This window comes from Polynucleobacter asymbioticus, assembly GCF_018687575.1.
GTDB classification, from domain to species: Bacteria; Pseudomonadota; Gammaproteobacteria; order Burkholderiales; family Burkholderiaceae; genus Polynucleobacter; species Polynucleobacter asymbioticus_C.
Genome location: NZ_CP061297.1, coordinates 672063 through 693268 on the forward strand (window position 1 = coordinate 672063; position 21206 = coordinate 693268).

Sequence of the window (21206 nt, forward strand, 5' to 3'; positions counted from 1 at the left end):
GAAGACATGGATTTAGGGCTTAAGGGCAAGGTTGCACTGGTGATGGCGTCAAGCCGAGGTTTAGGTCAGGCGATGGCTGTTTCTTTAGCGCGTGAAGGCGTTAAGGTGGCGGTAACTGGTCGCAATCCTGAGGGATTAAAAAAGTCAGTTGAATTAATTGAAGCAGCCGGTGGAACTGCTCTCGCATTGACTTGGGATTTATCAGATCCTTCTGTCATTGATGGGCTGGTGAGCAAAGTAGAAAAAGAGCTCGGACCAATCGATATCTTGGTGAACAATACAGGTGGACCCCCTCCAACCCTAGCCGCTGGTCAGGATCCTGCCTTATGGCAGAAGAGCTTTAACGACATGGTTCTCTCGCTAATCAGTATTACGGATCGTGTTCTTCCTGGAATGCGTCAGCGTCAGTGGGGCCGTATTATTACCAGCACCACCTCAGGCGCCATCGCCCCCATAAAAAATCTCGCCATCTCCAATACCTTGCGTGCCGCACTATTGGCTTGGTCTAAAACCTTGGCTGCAGAAGTGGCTGCTGAAGGTATTACCGTGAATGTGATCATGCCTGGTCGTGTGGCTACTGATCGTTTGCGCCAATTGGATGAGGCGCGCGCTCAACGTGAGAATGTCAGCTATGACTCTGTCGTTCAGGCTAGCTTGAAGCAGATTCCGATGGGTCGTTATGGTGACCCTCAGGAGTATGGTGATACCGCTGCATTCTTGGCAAGCCAAAGCGCTTCCTTTATCACTGGGTCGGTGATCCGTGTTGATGGCGGTCAGATTCAGGCGATTTAAGCGGAGTGCTAGCTAGTTTCTTTCGGGGTATTCGACAAGATCTGCGATCCAGTGAGCTACTGGCTTTACTAGTTGCATTAACGCTTTCTGTAGCAGCCTTATCTAGCGTCAGTTTCTTGGCTGATCGGATGCAACGGGCTTTCCAGTTTGATGCCCGCCAACTTCTTGCTGCCGATTTATTGCTGGTCTCCGATCAACCGCTGCATGAGCGCTTCATTCAGGAGGCAAAAAGGCGGCAACTAAGCTCCGCTCAAACAATTGTCTTTCCAAGCATGGCCACCGTGGGTGCGCAAAGCAAGCTTGCCTCGCTCAAGGCGGTGAGTGCTGATTATCCTTTGCGCGGCAACTTGCAGGTTTCTCCATCTCAGGCAAGTCTGACCCCATCATCTGGTTCGGTTTGGGTGGATCCAGCTATGCTCAATACGCTGCGGGCTAAGCTAGGCGATCAGATGTTGTTGGGGGATAACTCATTTGTCATTAGCGGTGTCCTGGAGCGTGAGCTCGACCGAGGTGCTGGCTTTATGAATTTCGCGCCACGCGTGATGATGTCACTGGAGGATTTGCCGGCCACGGGTCTGATTGGTTTGGGTAGTCGGGTCACTTATCGCTTGCTACTAGCGGGAAGTGATCAAGCTATTTCTGATTATGAGCAGTGGGCCACGCAATGGATTGAAGCTGAAGGTCTGCGCGGTTTACGCATCGAGACCTTAGAGAACGCGCAACCGATGATGCGCAAGACGCTAGAGCGGGCAGAGCGCTTCTTATCCTTAGTGGCCTTGCTGACGGCAATGGTAGCCGCAGTAGCCATTGCCCTCTCGGCACGCCGTTACGTTTTAAAGCAGGCAGATGTCTGCGCGGTAATGAAATGCTTAGGTGCAAGCCAAAAAGTGATTCTGATTAAGCAAATTAAAGTGCTGGGCAGTCTGTGTCTGGCAGCAGCAGTGATGGGGGCTGCCATTGCTTATGGTATCCAGGAGGTATTGATACGTATCTTAGGTAATTTGGTATTTACTAATCTACCTTCGCTATCCCTCTGGCCATTAGTTTGGAGTGCGCTGTTTTCTTCCTGCTTGCTGATTGGTTTTGCTGGACCACCCTTATGGAGCTTGGTCATGATTTCCCCAGTGAGGTTGATTCGAAAAGAATTGGGTTCAGTCAATATCAAAGCACTTTGGGTTGCACTGTTTGGTCTGATGACTTGCCTTGCTTTAATCGCCATAGCAGCCCAAGACCTGAAACTGGCTGCTTGGGTTGCCCTGAGCTTTGGCTTGGCCCTCGCTCTTTTTGCCGCGGTCTCTTGGTTATCACTTCGTCTGTTGAATATTGTGTTTTCGGGGTGGGGTGCCAAGAGCTTTGCAATTCGCTTTGCATTGACTGCACAAGCACGGCGCGCAGGATTTGCTGTGATGCAGATTACTGCCTTAGGCATCGCCTTGATGGCCTTGCTACTGATTCTCTTACTTCGCCAGGATTTATTGGCGGCTTGGCAGGGGAATATTCCGGTGGATGCGCCCAATCGCTTCATGATTAATATTCAGGAAGATCAAAAGCCCAAAATCACCCAGTCTTTACAAGATGCGGGTGTAGCTAAGCCCAGCTTTAGTCCTATGGTGCGCGCGCGTCTGGTTGAGGTGAACGGAAAAGCTGTTGGGCCGAATGACTATATTGATGAAAATGCACGGCGCTTGGTCGATCGAGAATTTAATCTCTCGTATACCGAACAGTTGCCTGAAGGTAATCGCATTACTGCGGGTAAATGGATTGAGGGTAGTGCGCCACAGGTTTCATTAGAGGCCGGGATTGCGAAGACCTTGAAGTTAAAGCTTGGCGATCAGATGACCTTTGAGCTCGCCGGTGAAAAAGTCACTGCGCCTATTACCTCTTTGCGTAAGTTAGATTGGAGTTCAATGAAAGTGAACTTCTTTGTCATCATGCCGCCCGCCATGCTGGAAGAAATGCCACAGTCCTGGATTACCTCCTATTACCAAAGCGCTCAAATTGAAGGTCTCGATTACCAGCTTGCGCAGACCTATCCAAACCTCACTATTGTGGATGTGGCTACGTCCTTGCAGCAAATTCAAGATGTATTAGATCGACTATCTTCTGTGCTGGGTTTATTGTTCGCTTTCACTATTGCAGCAGCGATTTTGGTTTTAGTTGCTGCAATTGCGGCAACACAAGATGAGCGCTTTAGGAGTGCAGCCTTGCTCAAAGCAGTTGGAGCATCTCGTTATCTGCTGGGAAAAATTGCTCTAGCTGAACTCTTCATTATTGGCTCTCTTGCTGGAGCCCTAGCGGGACTGGCCGCTGGAATCGCCGCATGGGCGCTAGGCCGTTTTGTTTTGGAGATTGAGTTCAATGCATTTGCCCAGTCCTTAGCAATGGGCATCATCTTTGGAGTACTTGCCTGTCTATTGGCAGGCTATCGCTTTCAGAGAAAAATTCAAACTACTACTGCGATGGAGTGTTTGCGCGAGATTTAAGACGCGCCCTGGTAGTTGACCCCGTAATTATGAGAGCTTGACTAAGTTCTTTGGCAGCTCTACTAAACGCGTTCCAGCAAAACGGTCTGGCAGGCTTTGGCGTTGAAGAGGATTGACGCGATCTAAGTAAATGCTCAGTGGCCACAGAATTAGGGCAACTGCAAATAGCATCTCAATAATTTGCCATCTTTGAAGTTCAAAGACCCACTGCATCAGGACGCATGGCAGAAGCCATAGGGATCCAAAAACATAGCGCTTGATTGCTTGCTTGCGGCTTAGGTTATATCCCCCTGGGCCAATCATCCGTACACGCCACGTTTGCATGGCAAGCGTCTGCCCAGACTTGGTCCAATACCAAACAAAGTAAATCCCCAGGACGGCATAGAGATAGAGAAAAGTGAGCCAACTTGGCAGTGAAATATTGAAGAGCATGCCCAATCCCAAATTCGGGACAAGGAAAGTGAAGGCGATCACACCAAGCAAGACTAATTGTTCGTAAAGTGTGCAAGACACCCGGCGCCAAAATTGCGGGGCAGGAAGTGCATCTAATTCAGCGGGAGTAATCACAGCCTAGAGATTCTTAGGGGTTGCTTGAGTTGCTCTCTGAGCTTGCGCTCGGAGCCGGAACTTCTTGGACTGGGGTGCTACTTGCTGGCAGGGTTGGTGCTAAGTTCGATTTTTGCGTAATCGGATGCTGTTGTAATGTTGGTGCGCTAGCAGCCGTTGGTTTTTTCTTGTTGACTTCAGCTTGAGCTAATTTCTTTTTTTGCTCATCACTGAGTTTTTGATACGCGCTCCAGGCTTCTGCTTTTTTCTCAGCAGGGAACTTGAGGCTACTTAAGTAATTTTCACGGGCTATGCGGCGGTCTTTTTGAGAGAGATTGGACCAACTGGTCATCCGAGACTGCAATCGATTTTGATCGACCTCGCTCATTTTGGGGTATAGATTTGCAACCTGAATCCATTTCTTGCGACTATCAGGGAGCATGTAATCCCAATCGCTTTCCAGAGGCGCCAAGATTTTTTGTTGCTCAGGCTTAAGGCCTTCCCAAGTTCCATCTGGTTTCTTTTCTGGAATGCCAGTACTTTTTCCATGGCTGGCTGTGGGAGTTTGAGCGAGTGCAAGTGAAGATTGCACCGATCCAGCAACGCCAATCGTCATCATCATGGAGATGCTGAGAGCGGCATGCAAGGATCGTGAATTTTTTAGCATGAGCTAATTTGACTTACCCTGAACCTTAAGATGGTGACTTCACTGAATCCAGGCTATCTTGTTCAGATTCAGCCAAAGGACCATTTTTGAGGAAGCCCATAAAGCCGCTATCAGCATAGGCATCTGGCGGGACATCATCAGTCAAGAGGGCAACATCGAGCTCAGCAATATCGTTAATGCGGGAGTCTTGCTGCCATTGGGCGATGCCAATTAGGCCAAATACAAGAACAACGAGCGGAGCAACCCAACCCACGTTATCCCAAAAAGTACGTGAGCCTGAGGACCAGTTTCCAGAGGTGCTGGCCAGAACATGCTGTTGGACGCGTACTTTTTCTGGTTTTTTGACGGAAAGTGCCTTGAGGCGCGCTGCATAGAGACGATCTTTAATGCCAGCCGGCAGGGATTGGGATCCTTGACGAAGCAGGGCGGCAGCAGACTGGCCAAATTGGTCAGCTTCTGTTGGATTGAGGAGGTCTTGATTGCGGTTCACAGCGTAATTCCTTTTAATTTCAATGCTTTAGCTAGAGCCTGGGTGGCTCTTGAGCAGTGGGTTTTGACGCTTCCCTCGCTACAACTCATGGCAAGGGCAGTTTCAGTAATACTCAGCTCATCCCAATAACGCATCAGGAAGGCTTCTCGTTGACGGGCAGGCAATTTTGATATTTCTGACTCTAAAGACTGTAATAACTGACTGCGTTCTAGCTTGAACGCACCATCTTGGTGAATTTCACTGTCATCGGGGGCCGAAAGGGACTCCAGGGGGTCAAAATCATCTTTTTCATCTGATTTCTTGCCCATATTGGAGAACAGGGTGACCCAGGTATTGCGAACCTTCTGGCGCCTAAACCAGTCGTGAATACGGTTTTGCAGAATTCTGGTGAAAACCAGGGGTAATTCCGCTGCGGGACGATCACCGTACTTTTCGGCCAGCTTAATCATGGCGTCTTGAACGATGTCTAATGCCGCATCGTCATCCCGCACAGCATAGACCGCCTGCTTGAAAGCGCGCTGCTCAACACTGCTTAGAAAGTCAGAAAGTTCTTGGGGTGAAGCCATTCAGTAGATTAGACCTGAATCAGATGGAATTCGTCTATTTTAGGGGATTGCTATAGAATATAGGGCTTACTACCTAGAATCTCATTCAAGAAGTGGTTTTTTCCGGTAGCAGCGCCGTTCGAACTCAGGCCACAAGCAGGAGACAGAACAGACCAATCAATTTTTTGCCGAAAATTGCAAAGGACGAAAGAAAATGAATACAAGCAGCGCCGAATTTTTAGCTTCTAAAGCTAACCAAGACACAGCAAACCCAAATTCCACAGCGAATGCGCCTGAAATGATTGGCGCAGAGATGTTGGTTCAAGCATTGCACAAAGAGGGTGTTGAATACGTTTGGGGTTACCCAGGTGGTTCCGTTCTTTTTATCTACGACGAAATTTTTAAGCAGGACAAGTTTGAACACATTCTTGTTCGCCATGAGCAAGCAGCAGTTCATGCGGCCGATGGCTATGCGCGTGCAACCGGTAAGGTTGGTGTCGCTCTAGTTACTTCAGGTCCCGGTGTAACCAATGCGGTTACCGGAATTGCTACTGCCTACACTGACTCCATTCCATTGGTAGTCATCAGCGGTAACGTGCCAACTTACGCTATTGGTGAAGATGCTTTCCAAGAGGCCGATACCGTTGGTATCACTCGCCCAGTGGTAAAGCACAACTTCTTGGTAAAGGATGTGAAAGACCTTCCTTTGGTGATCAAGAAGGCCTTCCATATTGCACAAACAGGTCGCCCAGGTCCAGTATTGATTGATATTCCTAAGGATGTATCTGCTGCCAAAGGACCATTCGTCTACCCAGAAACACTGGAGATGCGTTCGTATAACCCAGTGGTAAAGGGGCATAGCGGACAAATTCGTAAAGCAGTTTCTTTGTTGCAAGAAGCAGAGCGCCCATTCATCTATACCGGTGGTGGCGTGATCTTGGCTGATGCCGCTCCAGAACTGAAAGAGTTTGCTGATGTATTGGGTTACCCAGTTACTAATACCCTCATGGGTCTCGGTGGTTTCCCAGGCACTAGTCCGCAGTTTGTGGGTATGCTGGGTATGCACGGTACCTATGAAGCCAATATGGCGATGCAGCACAGCGATGTGTTGATTGCAATTGGTGCACGTTTTGATGACCGCGTAATCGGTAACACTGCACACTTTGCAAGTCATCCACGCAAGATCATTCATATTGATATCGATCCATCCGTGATTTCTAAGCGGGTGAAAGTAGATGTACCTATCGTTGGTAATCTCAAAGAAGTATTGCAAGAGATGACGGCTCAACTTAAAGCTGCTGGTCCACGTAAGAACGATGCCAAAGTGGCTGCATGGTGGGAGCAGATTAATGAGTGGCGTAAAAAAGATTGCCTAAAGTACGATGAAGCTTCGCAGATTGTTAAACCACAGTACGTAGTTCAGAAGCTGTGGGAGCTGACTGGTGGCGATGCATTTATTACTTCTGACGTTGGCCAGCATCAAATGTGGGCTGCACAATTCTATAAGTTTGATAAGCCACGCCGCTGGATTAACTCTGGTGGTCTTGGAACTATGGGCGTTGGTTTGCCTTATGCCATGGGTATCAAGAAAGCATTCCCAGATAAGGATGTATTTGCTATCACTGGTGAAGGCTCTATTCAGATGTGCATCCAAGAGCTGTCTACTTGTAAGCAGTACAACACGCCCGTGAAGATTGTGTCATTGAACAACCGTTACCTCGGTATGGTTCGTCAATGGCAGGAGCTGACTTATAACAAGCGCTATTCCAGCTCGTACATGGACTCATTACCAGACTTTGTGAAGTTGGCGGAGGCTTTTGGTCACGTTGGTATGCGTATTGAGAAGAAGTCAGATGTTGAAGGCGCCCTCAAAGAAGCGATTCGTTTGAAAGATCGCACTGTATTCATGGATTTCCAGACAGACCCAGAAGAAAACGTTTGGCCAATGGTTCAAGCGGGTAAGGGTATTACTGAAATGCTTTTGGGTAGCGAGGATCTCTAATGCGACATATTATTTCTGTATTGATAGAGAACGAACCAGGGGCACTCTCTCGTGTAGTGGGTTTATTTTCTGCGCGTGGTTACAACATCGAAACCTTGAGTGTTGCGCCTACTGAAGATCCTTCACTCTCGCGCATGACGATTGTCACGATTGGTTCTGAAGATGTGATTGAGCAAATTACAAAACACTTAAATCGCTTAGTTGAAGTGGTTAAGGTATTTGATTTGACTGAAGGCCCTCACATTGAGCGTGAGCTCATGATGATTAAAGTTCGCGCGGTAGGTAAAGAGCGTGAAGAGTTGAAACGTACAACGGATATCTTCCGTGGTCGCATCATCGATGTGACTGATAAGAGTTACACCATTGAATTAACTGGTGATGGTGCCAAATTAGACGCCTTTATTGATTCGATTGATCGTGCATCGATTCTAGAAACTGTCCGTTCGGGTGGTTCTGGTATTGGGCGCGGTGAGCGCATCCTCAAGGTTTAATTTTTTAACGGATTACTGAATTAACTACATTTTCAAAACAAGGAAAGAGCATGAAAGTTTTTTACGATAAAGACGCTGATTTGTCCCTCATTAAAGGCAAAAAAGTAACCATCATTGGTTATGGTTCACAAGGGCATGCACATGCATTGAACCTCAAGGATTCTGGCTGCAATGTGACTGTGGGTTTGCGTAAAAATGGCGCTTCCTGGAGCAAGGCTGCAAATGCCGGCTTGACAGTAAAAGAAGTTGGCGAAGCCGTTAAAGACGCTGATGTAGTGATGATGCTTTTGCCTGATGAGCAAATCGCTGAGGTATACAACAAAGAAGTTCATCCAAATATCAAGCAGGGCGCTGCATTGGCATTTGCTCACGGCTTTAACGTTCACTACGGTCAAGTTCAGCCACGCGCTGACTTAGATGTGATCATGATTGCTCCTAAGGCACCGGGTCACACTGTTCGTGGTACTTATGCACAAGGTGGCGGCGTTCCTCATTTGATCGCTGTGTACCAAGATAAATCTGGCTCTGCTCGTGATGTTGCTTTGTCATATGCAACAGCAAACGGTGGCGGTCGTGCCGGCATCATCGAAACTAATTTCCGAGAAGAAACTGAAACTGACTTGTTCGGTGAGCAGGCTGTTCTTTGTGGTGGCGCAGTAGAGTTGATCAAAGCTGGTTTTGAGACTTTGGTTGAAGCTGGTTACGCTCCTGAAATGGCTTACTTCGAGTGCTTGCATGAGCTCAAGTTGATTGTTGACTTGATCTACGAAGGTGGTATCGCCAACATGAACTACTCTATCTCTAACAATGCTGAGTACGGTGAATATGTCACTGGCCCACGTGTTGTTACTGAAGACACTAAGAATGCAATGCGCCAGTGCTTGAAAGACATTCAAACTGGTGAGTACGCTAAGAGCTTCATCTTGGAAAACAAAGCAGGTGCGCCTACTTTGATTTCACGTCGTCGCTTGAATGCTGAGCATGACATCGAAGTAGTTGGTGCAAAGTTGCGCGCCATGATGCCTTGGATTGCGAAGAACAAATTAGTTGACCAAACAAAGAACTAAGCTAAGAACTAAGCAAACAGTAGTTAGAAACTAATAGCAGTAACTAAAAAGGCTCAGAACAAAGATGATGTATCCGCACCCCATTATTGCGAAAGAAGGTTGGCCGTATTTGGCATTAGTGGGGGCCGTTACTTTGCTAGTCCACTATCTAGGTGGCATTGCATGGTCATGGCCTTTGTGGATCATCTTTATCTTTGTTCTGCAGTTCTTCCGTGATCCGCAGCGTATTGCTGCTTTAGGTCGTGATCTAGTGCTATCTCCAGCAGATGGTCGTATCGTTGTAGTTGAAGTAGCGAACGATCCTTATGCAGGTCGTGAAGCTTTGAAGATCAGTGTTTTCATGAACGTATTTAATGTTCACTCCAACCGAAGCGCAGTCAACGGCTTGGTTAAAGAGATTCAGTATTTCCCAGGCAAGTTTGTAAATGCCGATTTAGATAAAGCCTCTACTGAGAATGAGCGTAATGCTGTTGTGATTGATGCCAATGGTCAAATCGTCACTCTGGTTCAGGTTGCAGGCCTGATCGCCCGTCGTATTCTTTGTTATATCCATGTTGGCGATAGACTCAAAGCAGGGGAGCGTTACGGCTTCATTCGCTTTGGTTCTCGTGTCGATGTCTATTTGCCACTAACAGCTGAGCCTTTAGTCAGTGTTGGTGATAAAGTTTTTGCTACGAACACTGCATTAGCGCGTGTACCTGGCTTAGATTAATTAAGCTGCAATAACTGGGAATATTCTGTGACTACATTTCGCCGTCGTGGCCGTATTGATCGCAGTCGCTTTTCGCGTACCCGAGCTGACCGCACTCAAGACGAGTGGGCAGAAGATCTTGGCGATGCCATTGATTACGAAGTAGAAGAGCTGCATGCGGATAAGCCGCGCCATCGCAGCAAAGGAATTTATCTCCTTCCGAATGCATTTACTACTGCAGCTTTATTCTGCGGTTTCTTCGCCATCGTTAATGCGATGAACCACCAATTTGAGATGGCTGCCATTGCTATCTTTGCATCTTTGGTTTTGGATGGTATGGATGGCCGTGTTGCACGTATGACCAATACACAAAGCGCTTTCGGCGAACAATATGACTCTTTAGCGGATATGGTGTCATTTGGTGTGGCGCCAGCTTTGGTAGCCTATGAGTGGGCTCTTAAAGATTTAGGTAAGTGGGGTTGGTTAGCTGCGTTTACCTATTGCGCCGGTGCCGCTCTGCGCCTTGCTCGTTTTAACGTCAATACTGGCGTAGTCGATAAGAAGTTTTTTCAGGGCTTGCCTAGTCCAGCTGCTGGCTCTTTAATGGCGGGCTTTATCTGGTTGGCTGATGACAATAAGATTCCAGTGCGAGACAGCGCAATCCCTTGGATTACCTTCTTCTTGGCGGTGTATGCTGGCTTAACCATGGTATCCAATGCCCGTTTTTATAGCGGTAAGGCTTTGGATGTTCGCTACCGCGTTCCCTTTGGCGTGATGGTCTTGATGATCCTCACCTTTGTGTTGATCTCCTCCAATCCCCCATTGACCTTATTCGGCCTCTTTGTGGTGTATTCCATTTCAGGCTATGTCATTTGGGCTTGGGAGCGACTGAGCGGTCGCCGTTTTAGCTAAAACCAATTTTTTTAGGTTATATTCAATCCATGTTGATGAATTTCTCACTTATCTCGAACCTGCTTCTACTAGCACTAAGCCTACAGCTTGGGGCAGGTAAGGCCTGAGTTAATGAGATCAAAGTAATTCATTAGCCACGACATACCAGCCCCAGCAAATTGCTGGGGTTTTTTGTTTTTAGATCGACAATCAAGTTATCAGCAAAATTAAGCAATATTGAACCGGAGAGTAGTGATGAGTGACAAAGTAATCATTTTTGATACCACCTTACGTGATGGTGAGCAGTCGCCTGGTGCCTCAATGACCAAGGACGAGAAGGTTCGTATTGCCCGTCAATTAGAGCGTCTCAAGGTAGATGTAATCGAGGCTGGATTTGCTGCGAGCTCTGAAGGTGATTTTCAAGCTATTTCAGCAGTAGCGGCTGCCGTCAAAGATTCCATTGTGTGCTCACTTGCGCGTGCAAATGATAAGGACATTACTCGTGCAGCAGATGCTTTGAAAGCTGCTAATGCTAAGCGGATTCATGCGTTCTTAGCTACTAGCCCATTACATATGGCCGTGAAATTACGTATGTCTCCTGAAGAAGTGCTGGAGCAAGCGAAGCGTTCTATTCGTTTTGCCAGAAACTTAGCAGAGGATATTGAATTCTCAGCGGAGGATGGTTATCGCTCAGAAATGGATTTCTTGTGCAGAGTAGTTGAGGGCGTCATCAATGAGGGTGCTACTACTATCAATATTCCAGACACAGTGGGTTATGCCACTCCAGAGTTGTATGGCGAGTTCATTAAGACCTTGCGTACCCGTGTTCCGAATTCAGATAAAGCGGTTTGGTCAGTGCATTGCCATAATGACTTGGGTATGGCCGTTGCCAACTCCTTGGCTGGCGTGAAGATCGGTGGAGCGCGTCAAATTGAGTGCACCATTAATGGCTTAGGTGAGCGCGCTGGCAATACGGCATTAGAAGAGATCGTGATGGCCTTGCGTACGCGTAAGGATTATTTTGATATGGTCTGCGGTATCGATGCGACTCAAATTGTTCCAGCCTCTAAGTTGGTTTCTCAGATCACAGGTTTTGTGGTTCAGCCTAATAAAGCGGTTGTTGGGGCAAACGCATTTGCGCATACCTCAGGTATCCATCAAGATGGCATCCTGAAGAATCGCGATACCTATGAAATCATGCGCGCAGAAGATGTGGGCTGGTCTACCAATAAGATTGTGTTGGGCAAGCTTTCCGGTCGTAACGCATTCAAGCAACGCTTACAAGAGCTGGGTATTGCGATTGAAGCTGAAGCGGATTTGAACGAAGCTTTTGTTCGCTTCAAATCATTGGCGGATCAAAAATCAGAAATCTTTGATGAAGATATTATTGCCATCATGTCTAATTCAGCTGCTGCTGAGGAGGGTGAATTTTATAAATTCATTTCTTTGAGTCAGCACTCTGAAACTGGTGAGCGACCAAAATCGAAGGTCACCTTTCGAGTTGGCGATAAAGAAGCCAGCTCTGAGGCTGAAGGCAATGGGCCGGTCGATGCTAGCTTGAATGCAATTGAAGAAATTGTGAAGAGTGGGGCGGAGCAATTGCTCTATTCAGTGAATGCGATTACATCAGGCACCCAGTCTCAAGGTGAGGTTACTGTGCGACTTGCTAAGGGTGGGCGTATCGTCAATGGTGTTGGAACTGATCCGGACATCATTGCTGCATCAGCAAAAGCCTACTTATCTGCACTGAATAAATTGCATGATCCTAGTCAAGCTAAGCTTAATGCACAGATGACGCCTTAAGAAATTGCAGGCGACATCTGTAGTATCTACGTAATAGCTTTATTTATTGAGATCTGTGTTCTTGTAGTACTTAGTGCCTTTGCCGGTAATTTCTACGGCAAGGCCTGAGTCAGTTAATTGGTACATCAGCACGCCAGGTGCAACGACCACTGCGTCTTGGTAGGCATCACCATCTTTTTCATATTTGGCTGCTGCAGTCACTTGACCGCCAAAGGTCCATCCGGAATTGACGAAGTCATTTAAGGCTGCTTTTGTCTGAAATACAAAAATGTTCTGGAATGACTTAATACCAAGACCAAGTCCAGCCTGCACTTCGGCCATATCCATATAAATCGGTTTAGCACCGTCTTTTTGGATAACCACGCCGCTACCTGTTCCCCCGCCTGCAATCAGAATCTTCATGCCAAAGTTGCTAAAGGTGGCATAGCCAATAGACTTTTCAACAACTTCTTTTGCCTTTGGCTGCACTTGGTATAGCGCCTTTAGGGTGTCGCCACTCGTTTTAAGGATATCTTCCCGTTTCTGGGCAACTGTCTTTTGAGAGGCAAAAGGATTGGAAAACTGGGCAAAAGCACTGTTAGTGAGGCAAAAAGTGCCTAAAACCAGGGTGCATAGAGGGGGAGCAAGGCGATGAATTTTCATAACTTATTGATTTTATTGGGTAATTTTATTTTAAATGGGGTGTGATTCCCTAGAGGATAGCAAGTTCTAGGCGAAGCAAGCCATTTTTTGACCTGTCTCTGCTACAATTCGAGGGCTTTGATTTTTAAAGCTTTTTTGTTGTATTTGATTAATTAATGCACGACACAAATTGGGTGAAAGCTCAGGTGTTCGCAAGTAAGGAGTATGAAAATGGCAGTTGCTGATATTAAAACGGCGGAAATCGTCAAAGAAAACGCGCGCAGCGCAAACGATACGGGTAGCCCTGAAGTTCAAGTTTCATTGCTAACAGCCCGCATCAATGAATTAACCCCCCATTTCAAAGCTAACGCTAAAGATCATCACAGCCGTCGTGGTTTGTTGAAGATGGTTTCACGCCGTCGCCGCCTTTTGGATTACCTCAAGGGCAAGGATTTGGGTCGCTATCGCGCATTGATCGAGAAATTAGGTCTCCGTAAGTAATTCTTATCGGTATTGCAATGCCATCTTTCTTAGGGTTGTTTCGTAACAGAATCAGTCTTAAGCAGATGGCATGTTTTTTGAGCGCTTCAAGATTATTTGTGTAGGGGATCGTGTCATTCCAATGAGTTTCTGGATTATTAAATCCAGTGCCTCCCTGGAATGGCATCCCTTGTAATCTTCAAACGCTCCAGTGTTGTCGTGACACTGCTTTATCCCACGACAAGCGTGAAATCTATGTGGCTTTTACGTGAACAATTTGGAGAAGATCAGAATGACTATGTTTAAAAAAGCAGTAAAGACGTTTCAATGGGGTAACCACCAAGTAACAATGGAAACAGGCGAGATTGCTCGTCAATCTGGTGGTGCTGTGATCGTTAATGTGGATGACACCGTAGTAATGGGCACGGTAGTTGCCTCTAAATCAGCCAAGCCTGGCCAGTCTTTTTTCCCATTGACTGTTGATTACCTCGAAAAAACTTACGCCGCAGGAAAAATTCCTGGTGGTTTCTTCCGTCGCGAAGGTCGTCCATCAGAAGGTGAGACATTGATCTCCCGTTTGATCGATCGCCCATTGCGTCCATTGTTTCCAGAAGGCTTCTTGAATGAAGTTCAGGTAGTAGTACACGTTCTATCTATCAACCCAGACGTTCCTGCTGATATTCCTGCTCTGATCGCTGCTTCTGCAGCTTTGGCTGTTTCAGGCATTCCATTTGCTGGCCCAGTTGGTGCAGCACGTGTTGGTTACGCTAATGGTCAATACCTCTTGAACCCAACCCGTACAGAACAAGCTACTAGCGAGATGGATTTAATTGTTGCTGGTACTCAAGCTGCTGTGTTGATGGTTGAGTCAGAAGCCAATCAGTTATCAGAAGAAGTGATGTTGGGTGCAGTTGTATATGGTCACGACCAAATGCAAACTGCGATCAACGCAATTAATGATTTAGTGCGCGAAGCTGGCAAGCCAGAGTGGGATTGGACTGCCGCACCTAAAGATGAGCCATTCATTGCTAAGGTCACTGCATTGGCTGAAGCGCCATTGCGTGAGGCTTATCAGATTCGTCAAAAGGGTGCTCGTTCAGACAAGCTCAAAGAGATCTCTAAAACAGTTTTAGCTAAGCTAGCTGAAGAGGGTGATGTTGATGCAGTTGCTGTTAGCGACATCATGTTTGAAATCGAAGCGAAAATTGTTCGTAGCCAGATCCTGAATGGCGAGCCACGTATTGATGGTCGTGATACACGTACCGTTCGTCCGATCGAGATTCGTAATGGCGTATTGCCACGCACACACGGTTCAGCATTGTTTACTCGTGGTGAAACGCAAGCTCTCGTAGTAGCTACTTTAGGTACTGCACGTGATGAACAGATCATTGATGCGCTCGAAGGTGAGTACCGTGATCGCTTTATGTTCCACTACAACATGCCTCCGTTCGCCACTGGCGAAACAGGTCGCGTAGGTAGCCCTAAGCGTCGTGAAATTGGTCACGGCCGTTTGGCTAAACGTGCATTGATTCCAGTATTGCCAAGTGCAGAAGATTTCGCATACAGCATTCGCGTGGTTTCAGAAATTACTGAGTCCAATGGTTCTTCATCTATGGCTTCCGTCTGCGGTGGATGTTTAGCGATGATGGATGCTGGCGTTCCAGTGAAAGCACACGTTGCTGGTGTTGCAATGGGCTTGATTTTGGATGGCAACCGCTTTGCTGTGTTGACCGATATCTTGGGTGATGAAGATCACTTAGGCGATATGGACTTCAAGGTAGCGGGTACTGCTAACGGTATTACTGCTCTTCAGATGGACATCAAAGTTCAAGGTATTACTAAAGAAATTATGCAAGTTGCATTGGCCCAAGCTAAAGAAGGCCGTTTGCACATTTTGAGCAAGATGCAAGAAGCGATGGGTTCAGTTCGTACTGAATTGTCTGCACATGCTCCACGTATGGTTTCTTTCAAGATTCATCCAGACAAGATTCGTGAAGTAATCGGTAAGGGCGGCGCAACAATTCAAGCCTTGACTAAAGAAACTGGTTGCAGCATCGATATTAAAGATGACGGTACCGTAACTATTGCTTCTACCTCTGCTGAAGGCATGGCTGAAGCAAAAGCCCGCATCGAAGGTATTACAGCTGAAGCTGAAGTAGGCAAGATCTACGAAGGTCCAGTAGTGAAGTTGCTTGAGTTTGGTGCTTTGGTAAACATCCTTCCAGGTAAAGACGGTCTCTTGCACATCTCAGAAATTTCTAATGAGCGCGTAAAAGAAGTCAAAGACTACTTAGCAGAAGGCCAGGTAGTTCGCGTGAAGTTGTTGGCTGCTGATGAGCGCGGTCGTTTGCGTTTATCTCTCAAGGCTGCAATGGCTGATGAGGGTGGCACGATTGCTCCTTTAGCTGGCGCAACTGAAGCTGCTGCTGAAGCTGCTCCTGCATCTGGCGAAACTGCTTAAGTAAAGTTAGCGAGCGGGAGTTCATATGCGCGTAATGGAAATCAAAGAATTTGGCGCCCCAGAAATGCTGGTGGCTGCTACTCGTCCTGATCCAGTAGCTCCGGCTGCTGGTACTGGCGAGATTTTGATTAAGGTGATCGCTGCTGGAATTAATCGTCCAGACGTTTTGCAACGTAAAGGCCATTACCCAGTTCCAGCGGGCGCATCGGATATTCCTGGACTTGAAGTAGCTGGTGAGATTGTTGGTGGTGACTTAGCTCATGCTGACAATCTGTTTGGCCTTAAAGTTGGCGATAAGGTTTGTGCGCTTGTGCAGGGTGGTGGTTACGCAGAACTGTGTACCGCTCCTATTGCGCAATGCTTGCCTTACCCAAAAGGATTTACCGATCAAGAAGCAGCATCTTTGCCTGAAACTTTTTACACCGTATGGAGCAATGTCTTCATGCGTGGTGAGTTGTCTGAGGGTGAAACTTTGCTAGTGCAAGGTGGCTCTAGTGGTATTGGAGTCACTGCGATTCTGATTGCGAAAGCCTTGGGTCATAAAGTATTTGTTACTGCTGGTACTGATGAGAAGTGCGCTGCTTGCGTTGCTTTGGGTGCTGACTTAGCAATTAATTACAAGACACAAGACTTTGTAGAAGAAGTAAAAAAGGCAACTGACGGTAAGGGTGTCAATGTGGTGCTCGACATGGTTACTGGTACTTACGTTCAAAAAGAAATTGATTGTTTAGCTGATGATGGCCGCATTGTGATTATTGCGATCATGGGCGGATCAAAGGCTGAAGTGAATACGGGGCAAATTTTGCGTCGCCGTTTAACTATTACTGGTTCTACCTTGCGCCCACGTCCAGTGTCATTCAAGAAACAGATTACCCAGCAGTTACATGCGCGCATCTGGCCTTTGTTAGATGCAGGTAAGTTAAAGCCAGTGATTTATAAAACATTCACCTTAGACCAAGCGGCTGATGCCCATCGTTTGATGGAGTCCTCTGAGCACGTTGGCAAGATTGTGTTGACCGTTTAAGTATTGAGCTAGATTTAATGCGTCCACTCACTGTTATCGGCAATTGGAAAATGAACGGCAGTCTTGCAAGTAATGCAGACTGGGTCAAGACCGTTTGCCGTGGAATGGAGCAGGGGATGCCAGCAGGTCGCAAATATGCGGTTTGTGTGCCGGCACCTTACTTGGCGCAATGTGGTGATTTGATTCATGAATGCTCATTAGCTTTTTTAAGCTTAGGAGCTCAAGATGCTTCAGCTTATGCTGACGGCGCGTATACCGGTGAAGTGGCTGCCTCTATGCTCAAGGAATTAAATTGCGGCTACGTCATTGTTGGTCATTCTGAGCGTCGCCAATACCATCAGGAGACTGATGAGCAGGTAGCTGACAAAGCACTTCAGGTGCTCGACAATGGCATGATCCCAGTGATTTGTGTCGGTGAGTCTGCTGATGAGCGTAACTCTGGCCGTGAGATTGAGGTGGTACGAGGTCAAATTTCAAAGCAGGTCGCGATTTTGCAAGACCGTTTAGCTGACTGCCTAATTGCTTATGAGCCTATTTGGGCCATTGGTACGGGTAAGGTTGCAAGCGCTCAGATGGCTCAGGATATGCACCGAGCAATTCGCTTGCAATTGGCTGAATTTGATGAAGATGTAGCGTCCCATGTGGGAATTTTGTATGGCGGCAGTGTCAAACCTGATAATGCCGTTGAACTGTTTGCAATGCCGGATATTGATGGTGGATTGATTGGGGGCGCTTCATTGAACCCTCAAGATTTTCTAGCCATTTGTCAGGCCTAGATTTTTTAATTGGAGATAAGCCATGGAATGGTTTAAGACTTTATTGATCGTTTTGCAGGTAATTTCAGCTTTGGCTGTGATCCTGCTTGTGTTGCTTCAACAGGGTAAGGGTGCTGATATGGGTGCCGCTTTTGGCTCTGGATCCTCTGGTAGCCTTTTTGGCGCGAGCGGATCAGCCAATTTCCTGTCCCACACAACCGCTATTTTTGCGGCAGTCTTTTTTGTCTGCACTTTGGGGATTACTTGGATTGGGAATAAAAAGGAAGTTAGTCCTGGTGTTTTGTCTGGCACGGTAGCGCCTGTAGTGGCTCCAGCCCCAGCGCCAATTGAACCACCTCAAGACCCAAGCAAGCCAGCGGTTCCGAAGTAAAAAATAGCTTTTAAGCACTCTGTACCCCTATTTTTGGGGTAACTCAGTGGTGCAATGCAGTAGAATTGACAGGTTTTACAAGATGCCGACGTGGTGAAATTGGTAGACACGCTATCTTGAGGGGGTAGTGGCTTAGGCTGTGCGAGTTCGAGTCTCGCCGTCGGCACCAGATTGTAAAATTTGTAGGGATTTATGCTGTAAATCAATGCTTTATGTAGTTGAGTAAATGATAATTTGCTGTTTCTTAAGATTTGTCAGACGAACGACTCAGGACCATTTTGAATCTCGCTAATTACTTTCCTGTTCTGCTTTTTATCCTCGTAGGTATTGGGGTGGGCTTAGTCCCCATGTTCCTCGGAAAAGTCTTGGCTCCCTCAAAGCCAGATTCTGAAAAGCTGTCTCCATATGAGTGCGGTTTTGAAGCATTCGAAGATGCACGTATGAAGTTCGACGTGCGTTATTACCTCATCGCCATCCTATTTATCTTATTTGACTTAGAAACTGCATTCCTATTTCCATGGGGTGTAGCTCTTCGCGATATTGGCTGGTTTGGCTACGCCTCTATGGTGATTTTCTTATTGGAATTCATTGTGGGCTTCGTATATATCTGGAAAAAGGGCGCTCTCGACTGGGAGTGATAGATATGGCACTAGAAGGCGTTCTCAAAGAAGGATTTGTTACTACCACTGCAGACCAGTTAATCAACTGGACACGTAATGGTTCTTTATGGCCAATGACTTTTGGCCTTGCTTGCTGCGCTGTTGAAATGATGCACGCAGGCGCATCCCGTTATGACTTGGACCGATTTGGCGTGGTGTTTCGCCCATCTCCACGTCAATCAGATCTCATGATTGTTGCTGGTACCTTGTGTAACAAGATGGCTCCAGCGCTGCGTAAAGTTTATGACCAAATGCCTGAGCCACGTTGGGTTATCTCCATGGGCTCTTGCGCTAATGGTGGTGGTTATTACCATAACTCGTATTCAGTAGTGCGCGGCTGTGACCGCATTGTCCCAGTCGATATTTATGTTCCTGGCTGCCCTCCCACTGCAGAAGCACTGATCTACGGAATTATTCAGTTGCAATCTAAGATTGCTCGCACTAGCACGATTGCGCGGAAGGCTTAAACCATGTCAGATCGTTTAGTTCAACTCGCCGCCAACCTAGAAAAAGTTTTAGGTAAGCGCGCTCAATCTATTGAAGTCGCTTTGGGTGAAGTGACTGTAGTGCTTAATGCAGACACCTATTTTGAATCCGCCATGTTATTGCGTGATGAGCCTTCATTGGCTTTTGAGCAATTGATTGATTTGTGCGGCGTGGACTATCAGGATTACCGTGAAGGACAGTGGGGCGGTCAGCGTTTCGCTGTTGTGACTCACCTCCTGTCAGTAGCCCACAACTGGCGTTTACGTGTCCGCGTATTTGCACCAGAAGATGCTTATCCAGTAGTTGCCTCGCTCACTCCCGTCTGGGCTGCAGCTAATTGGTTTGAGCGTGAGGCGTTTGACCTCTACGGCATCTTGTTTGATGGCCATGAAGACTTGCGTCGCATCTTGACTGATTATGGTTTCATCGGTCATCCATTTAGAAAAGATTTCCCTATCTCTGGAAACGTAGAAATGCGTTACGACCCAGAGTTAAAGCGTGTGGTGTATCAGCCTGTCACGATTGAAGCGCGTGAAATCACGCCTCGTGTCGTGCGCGAAGAGCAGTACGGAGGTCCGGTTTAAGTCATGGCACAAATTAAGAACTACACCCTCAACTTTGGCCCTCAGCATCCAGCGGCACATGGCGTATTACGCTTAGTGCTTGAGCTTGATGGTGAAGTCATTCAGCGCGCTGACCCGCATATTGGTTTATTGCATCGCGCTACAGAAAAATTAGCAGAGACACGTACTTGGATTCAAAACGTTCCATACATGGATCGTCTGGACTATGTGTCGATGATGTCCAATGAGCATGCTTACGTGATGGCAATTGAAAAGTTGCTACAAGTAGATGTGCCATTGCGTGCGCAATATATTCGCGTGATGTACGACGAGTTAACTCGTTTGCTAAATCACCTTTTGTGGATTGGTTGTCATGGCTTGGACGTTGGTGCTATGGCCGTATTCTTATATGCCTTCCGCGATCGTGAAGATATTTTTGATATGTACGAAGCCGTTTCAGGTGCTCGTATGCACGCCGCTTACTACCGTCCAGGTGGCGTCTACCGCGACCTGCCAACGCAGATGGCGCAGTACTCCAAGTCTAAGATTCGTAGTACCTCTGCGATTAAGCGTTTGAATGAAAACCGCAGCGGCACATTGCTCGATTTCATTGAGCAATTCTCAAATGGTTTTGATGCTAACGTCGATGAGTATTGCAACCTCTTAACGGATAACCGTATTTGGAAACAACGCTTGGTAGGTATTGGTGTTGTCTCTCCTGAGCGCGCTTTGCAGCTTGGCTTCACAGGTCCTATGTTGCGTGGTTCTGGTATTGAGTGGGACTTGCGCAAGAAGCAACCCTACGAAACTTACGACAAACTCGACTTTGATATTCCAGTGGGTGTGAATGGTGATTCTTATGATCGCTATTTAGTGCGTATGGAAGAAATGCGTCAATCCAATCGCATCATTAAGCAATGCGTAGCTTGGCTCAAAGCAAATGATGGTCCAGTCATGAGTGATAACCATAAAGTAGCTCCACCGAAGCGTGTGGATATGAAAACCAATATGGAAGAGTTGATTCACCATTTCAAACTCTTTACTGAAGGTATGCACGTTCCTGATGGTGAGGCTTACTCCGCTGTTGAGCATCCAAAAGGTGAGTTTGGTATTTACTTGATTTCTGATGGTGCGAACAAGCCATACCGTATGAAGATTCGTGCACCAGGATTTGTTCACTTATCTGCAATGGATGAGATGTCACGTGGTCATATGTTGGCTGATGCTGTAACCATTATTGGTACCCAAGATATTGTGTTCGGGGAGATTGACCGCTAATACAGCGCGCCAAGGATTAA

The 21206-nt window shown here is 47.0% G+C and carries 22 protein-coding genes and 1 tRNA gene; 18 read left to right on the forward strand and 5 right to left on the reverse strand.

Annotation, left to right across the window (positions count from 1 at the left end; genetic code table 11):
* The first annotated feature begins 6 nt into the window (after positions 1 to 6).
* Together AOC19_RS03280 and AOC19_RS03285 are read left to right on the forward strand one after the other, a co-directional pair.
* Complete coding sequence (locus tag AOC19_RS03280) at positions 7 to 792, forward strand: SDR family oxidoreductase (protein WP_215377545.1); 786 nt, start codon at positions 7 to 9, stop codon at positions 790 to 792.
* A gap of 5 nt (positions 793 to 797) precedes the next feature.
* Positions 798 to 3275 carry an ABC transporter permease gene (locus AOC19_RS03285; RefSeq protein ID WP_215377546.1) on the forward strand — a complete coding sequence of 826 codons (2478 nt, stop codon included), beginning with the start codon at positions 798 to 800 and terminating at the stop codon, positions 3273 to 3275.
* Between the two features lie 27 nt (positions 3276 to 3302).
* Here AOC19_RS03285 and AOC19_RS03290 read toward each other — a convergent pair whose 3' ends face one another.
* Genes AOC19_RS03290 through AOC19_RS03305 form a run of 4 tightly spaced genes read right to left on the reverse strand, consistent with a single transcriptional unit; the run spans position 3303 to position 5544 of the window.
* A complete protein-coding gene (locus AOC19_RS03290) occupies positions 3303 to 3842 on the reverse strand; it encodes an RDD family protein (protein ID WP_251368076.1) in 540 nt (179 codons plus the stop codon).
* A gap of 13 nt (positions 3843 to 3855) precedes the next feature.
* On the reverse strand, positions 3856 to 4488 hold the full coding sequence (locus tag AOC19_RS03295; RefSeq protein ID WP_215377547.1) for a DUF3106 domain-containing protein: 633 nt from the start codon (positions 4486 to 4488) through the stop codon (positions 3856 to 3858).
* A gap of 25 nt (positions 4489 to 4513) precedes the next feature.
* The gene (locus AOC19_RS03300) at positions 4514 to 4978 is read right to left on the reverse strand and encodes a DUF3619 family protein (RefSeq protein ID WP_215377549.1); all 465 of its coding nucleotides are present in this window, start codon (positions 4976 to 4978) and stop codon (positions 4514 to 4516) included.
* The gene (locus AOC19_RS03305; protein ID WP_215377551.1) at positions 4975 to 5544 is read right to left on the reverse strand and encodes an RNA polymerase sigma factor; all 570 of its coding nucleotides are present in this window, start codon (positions 5542 to 5544) and stop codon (positions 4975 to 4977) included. The genes AOC19_RS03300 and AOC19_RS03305 overlap by 4 nt, the downstream gene beginning before the upstream one ends.
* Before the next feature lie 193 nt (positions 5545 to 5737).
* Between AOC19_RS03305 and AOC19_RS03310 the strand changes: the two genes are divergently transcribed.
* From AOC19_RS03310 to AOC19_RS03335, 6 genes are all read left to right on the forward strand, one after another.
* Positions 5738 to 7525, forward strand: a complete 1788-nt coding sequence (locus AOC19_RS03310; RefSeq protein ID WP_215377553.1) for an acetolactate synthase 3 catalytic subunit — start codon at positions 5738 to 5740, stop codon at positions 7523 to 7525.
* Positions 7525 to 8016: an acetolactate synthase small subunit gene (gene ilvN, locus AOC19_RS03315; RefSeq protein WP_015420909.1), complete on the forward strand. Its 492-nt coding sequence runs from the start codon at positions 7525 to 7527 to the stop codon at positions 8014 to 8016. The genes AOC19_RS03310 and ilvN overlap by 1 nt, the downstream gene beginning before the upstream one ends.
* A gap of 50 nt (positions 8017 to 8066) precedes the next feature.
* Entirely contained in the window at positions 8067 to 9083 is a 1017-nt protein-coding gene (ilvC, locus tag AOC19_RS03320; RefSeq protein ID WP_215377554.1) for a ketol-acid reductoisomerase, read from the forward strand.
* 64 nt (positions 9084 to 9147) lie between these two features.
* Positions 9148 to 9795, forward strand: a complete 648-nt coding sequence (locus AOC19_RS03325; protein ID WP_215377556.1) for a phosphatidylserine decarboxylase — start codon at positions 9148 to 9150, stop codon at positions 9793 to 9795.
* A 27-nt stretch (positions 9796 to 9822) separates the two neighbouring features.
* Positions 9823 to 10686 carry a CDP-diacylglycerol--serine O-phosphatidyltransferase gene (gene pssA, locus AOC19_RS03330; RefSeq protein WP_215377558.1) on the forward strand — a complete coding sequence of 288 codons (864 nt, stop codon included), beginning with the start codon at positions 9823 to 9825 and terminating at the stop codon, positions 10684 to 10686.
* Between the two features lie 234 nt (positions 10687 to 10920).
* Positions 10921 to 12468 carry a 2-isopropylmalate synthase gene (locus AOC19_RS03335; protein ID WP_215377559.1) on the forward strand — a complete coding sequence of 516 codons (1548 nt, stop codon included), beginning with the start codon at positions 10921 to 10923 and terminating at the stop codon, positions 12466 to 12468.
* Positions 12469 to 12507: 39 nt separating this feature from the next.
* On the opposite strand, the gene AOC19_RS03340 is transcribed toward AOC19_RS03335, so the two are convergent.
* Positions 12508 to 13110 (reverse strand): YSC84-related protein, encoded by a 603-nt coding sequence (locus tag AOC19_RS03340; protein ID WP_215377561.1) that lies wholly within the window; start codon positions 13108 to 13110, stop codon positions 12508 to 12510.
* A 210-nt stretch (positions 13111 to 13320) separates the two neighbouring features.
* Between AOC19_RS03340 and rpsO the strand changes: the two genes are divergently transcribed.
* The 10 genes from rpsO to AOC19_RS03390 all read left to right on the forward strand — a co-directional run bounded on the left by rpsO (position 13321) and on the right by AOC19_RS03390 (position 21186).
* Entirely contained in the window at positions 13321 to 13590 is a 270-nt protein-coding gene (gene rpsO, locus AOC19_RS03345) for a 30S ribosomal protein S15 (RefSeq protein WP_015420915.1), read from the forward strand.
* 271 nt (positions 13591 to 13861) lie between these two features.
* Positions 13862 to 16030, forward strand: coding sequence for a polyribonucleotide nucleotidyltransferase (gene pnp / locus AOC19_RS03350; protein ID WP_215377563.1), 2169 nt, complete (start codon positions 13862 to 13864; stop codon positions 16028 to 16030).
* A gap of 25 nt (positions 16031 to 16055) precedes the next feature.
* On the forward strand, positions 16056 to 17054 hold the full coding sequence (locus AOC19_RS03355; protein ID WP_015420918.1) for an NAD(P)H-quinone oxidoreductase: 999 nt from the start codon (positions 16056 to 16058) through the stop codon (positions 17052 to 17054).
* A 17-nt stretch (positions 17055 to 17071) separates the two neighbouring features.
* Positions 17072 to 17830: a triose-phosphate isomerase gene (tpiA, locus tag AOC19_RS03360; RefSeq protein WP_215377564.1), complete on the forward strand. Its 759-nt coding sequence runs from the start codon at positions 17072 to 17074 to the stop codon at positions 17828 to 17830.
* Between the two features lie 22 nt (positions 17831 to 17852).
* Positions 17853 to 18200: a preprotein translocase subunit SecG gene (gene secG, locus AOC19_RS03365; protein ID WP_215377566.1), complete on the forward strand. Its 348-nt coding sequence runs from the start codon at positions 17853 to 17855 to the stop codon at positions 18198 to 18200.
* A gap of 84 nt (positions 18201 to 18284) precedes the next feature.
* A tRNA-Leu gene (locus AOC19_RS03370) sits at positions 18285 to 18369 on the forward strand.
* Between the two features lie 109 nt (positions 18370 to 18478).
* Positions 18479 to 18838 (forward strand): NADH-quinone oxidoreductase subunit A, encoded by a 360-nt coding sequence (locus AOC19_RS03375; RefSeq protein WP_215377568.1) that lies wholly within the window; start codon positions 18479 to 18481, stop codon positions 18836 to 18838.
* Positions 18839 to 18843: 5 nt separating this feature from the next.
* Entirely contained in the window at positions 18844 to 19326 is a 483-nt protein-coding gene (locus AOC19_RS03380; protein ID WP_011902891.1) for a NuoB/complex I 20 kDa subunit family protein, read from the forward strand.
* Between the two features lie 3 nt (positions 19327 to 19329).
* Positions 19330 to 19929 (forward strand): NADH-quinone oxidoreductase subunit C, encoded by a 600-nt coding sequence (locus tag AOC19_RS03385; RefSeq protein WP_215377570.1) that lies wholly within the window; start codon positions 19330 to 19332, stop codon positions 19927 to 19929.
* A gap of 3 nt (positions 19930 to 19932) precedes the next feature.
* Positions 19933 to 21186 (forward strand): NADH-quinone oxidoreductase subunit D, encoded by a 1254-nt coding sequence (locus tag AOC19_RS03390; protein WP_215377571.1) that lies wholly within the window; start codon positions 19933 to 19935, stop codon positions 21184 to 21186.
* Positions 21187 to 21206: the final 20 nt, after the last annotated feature.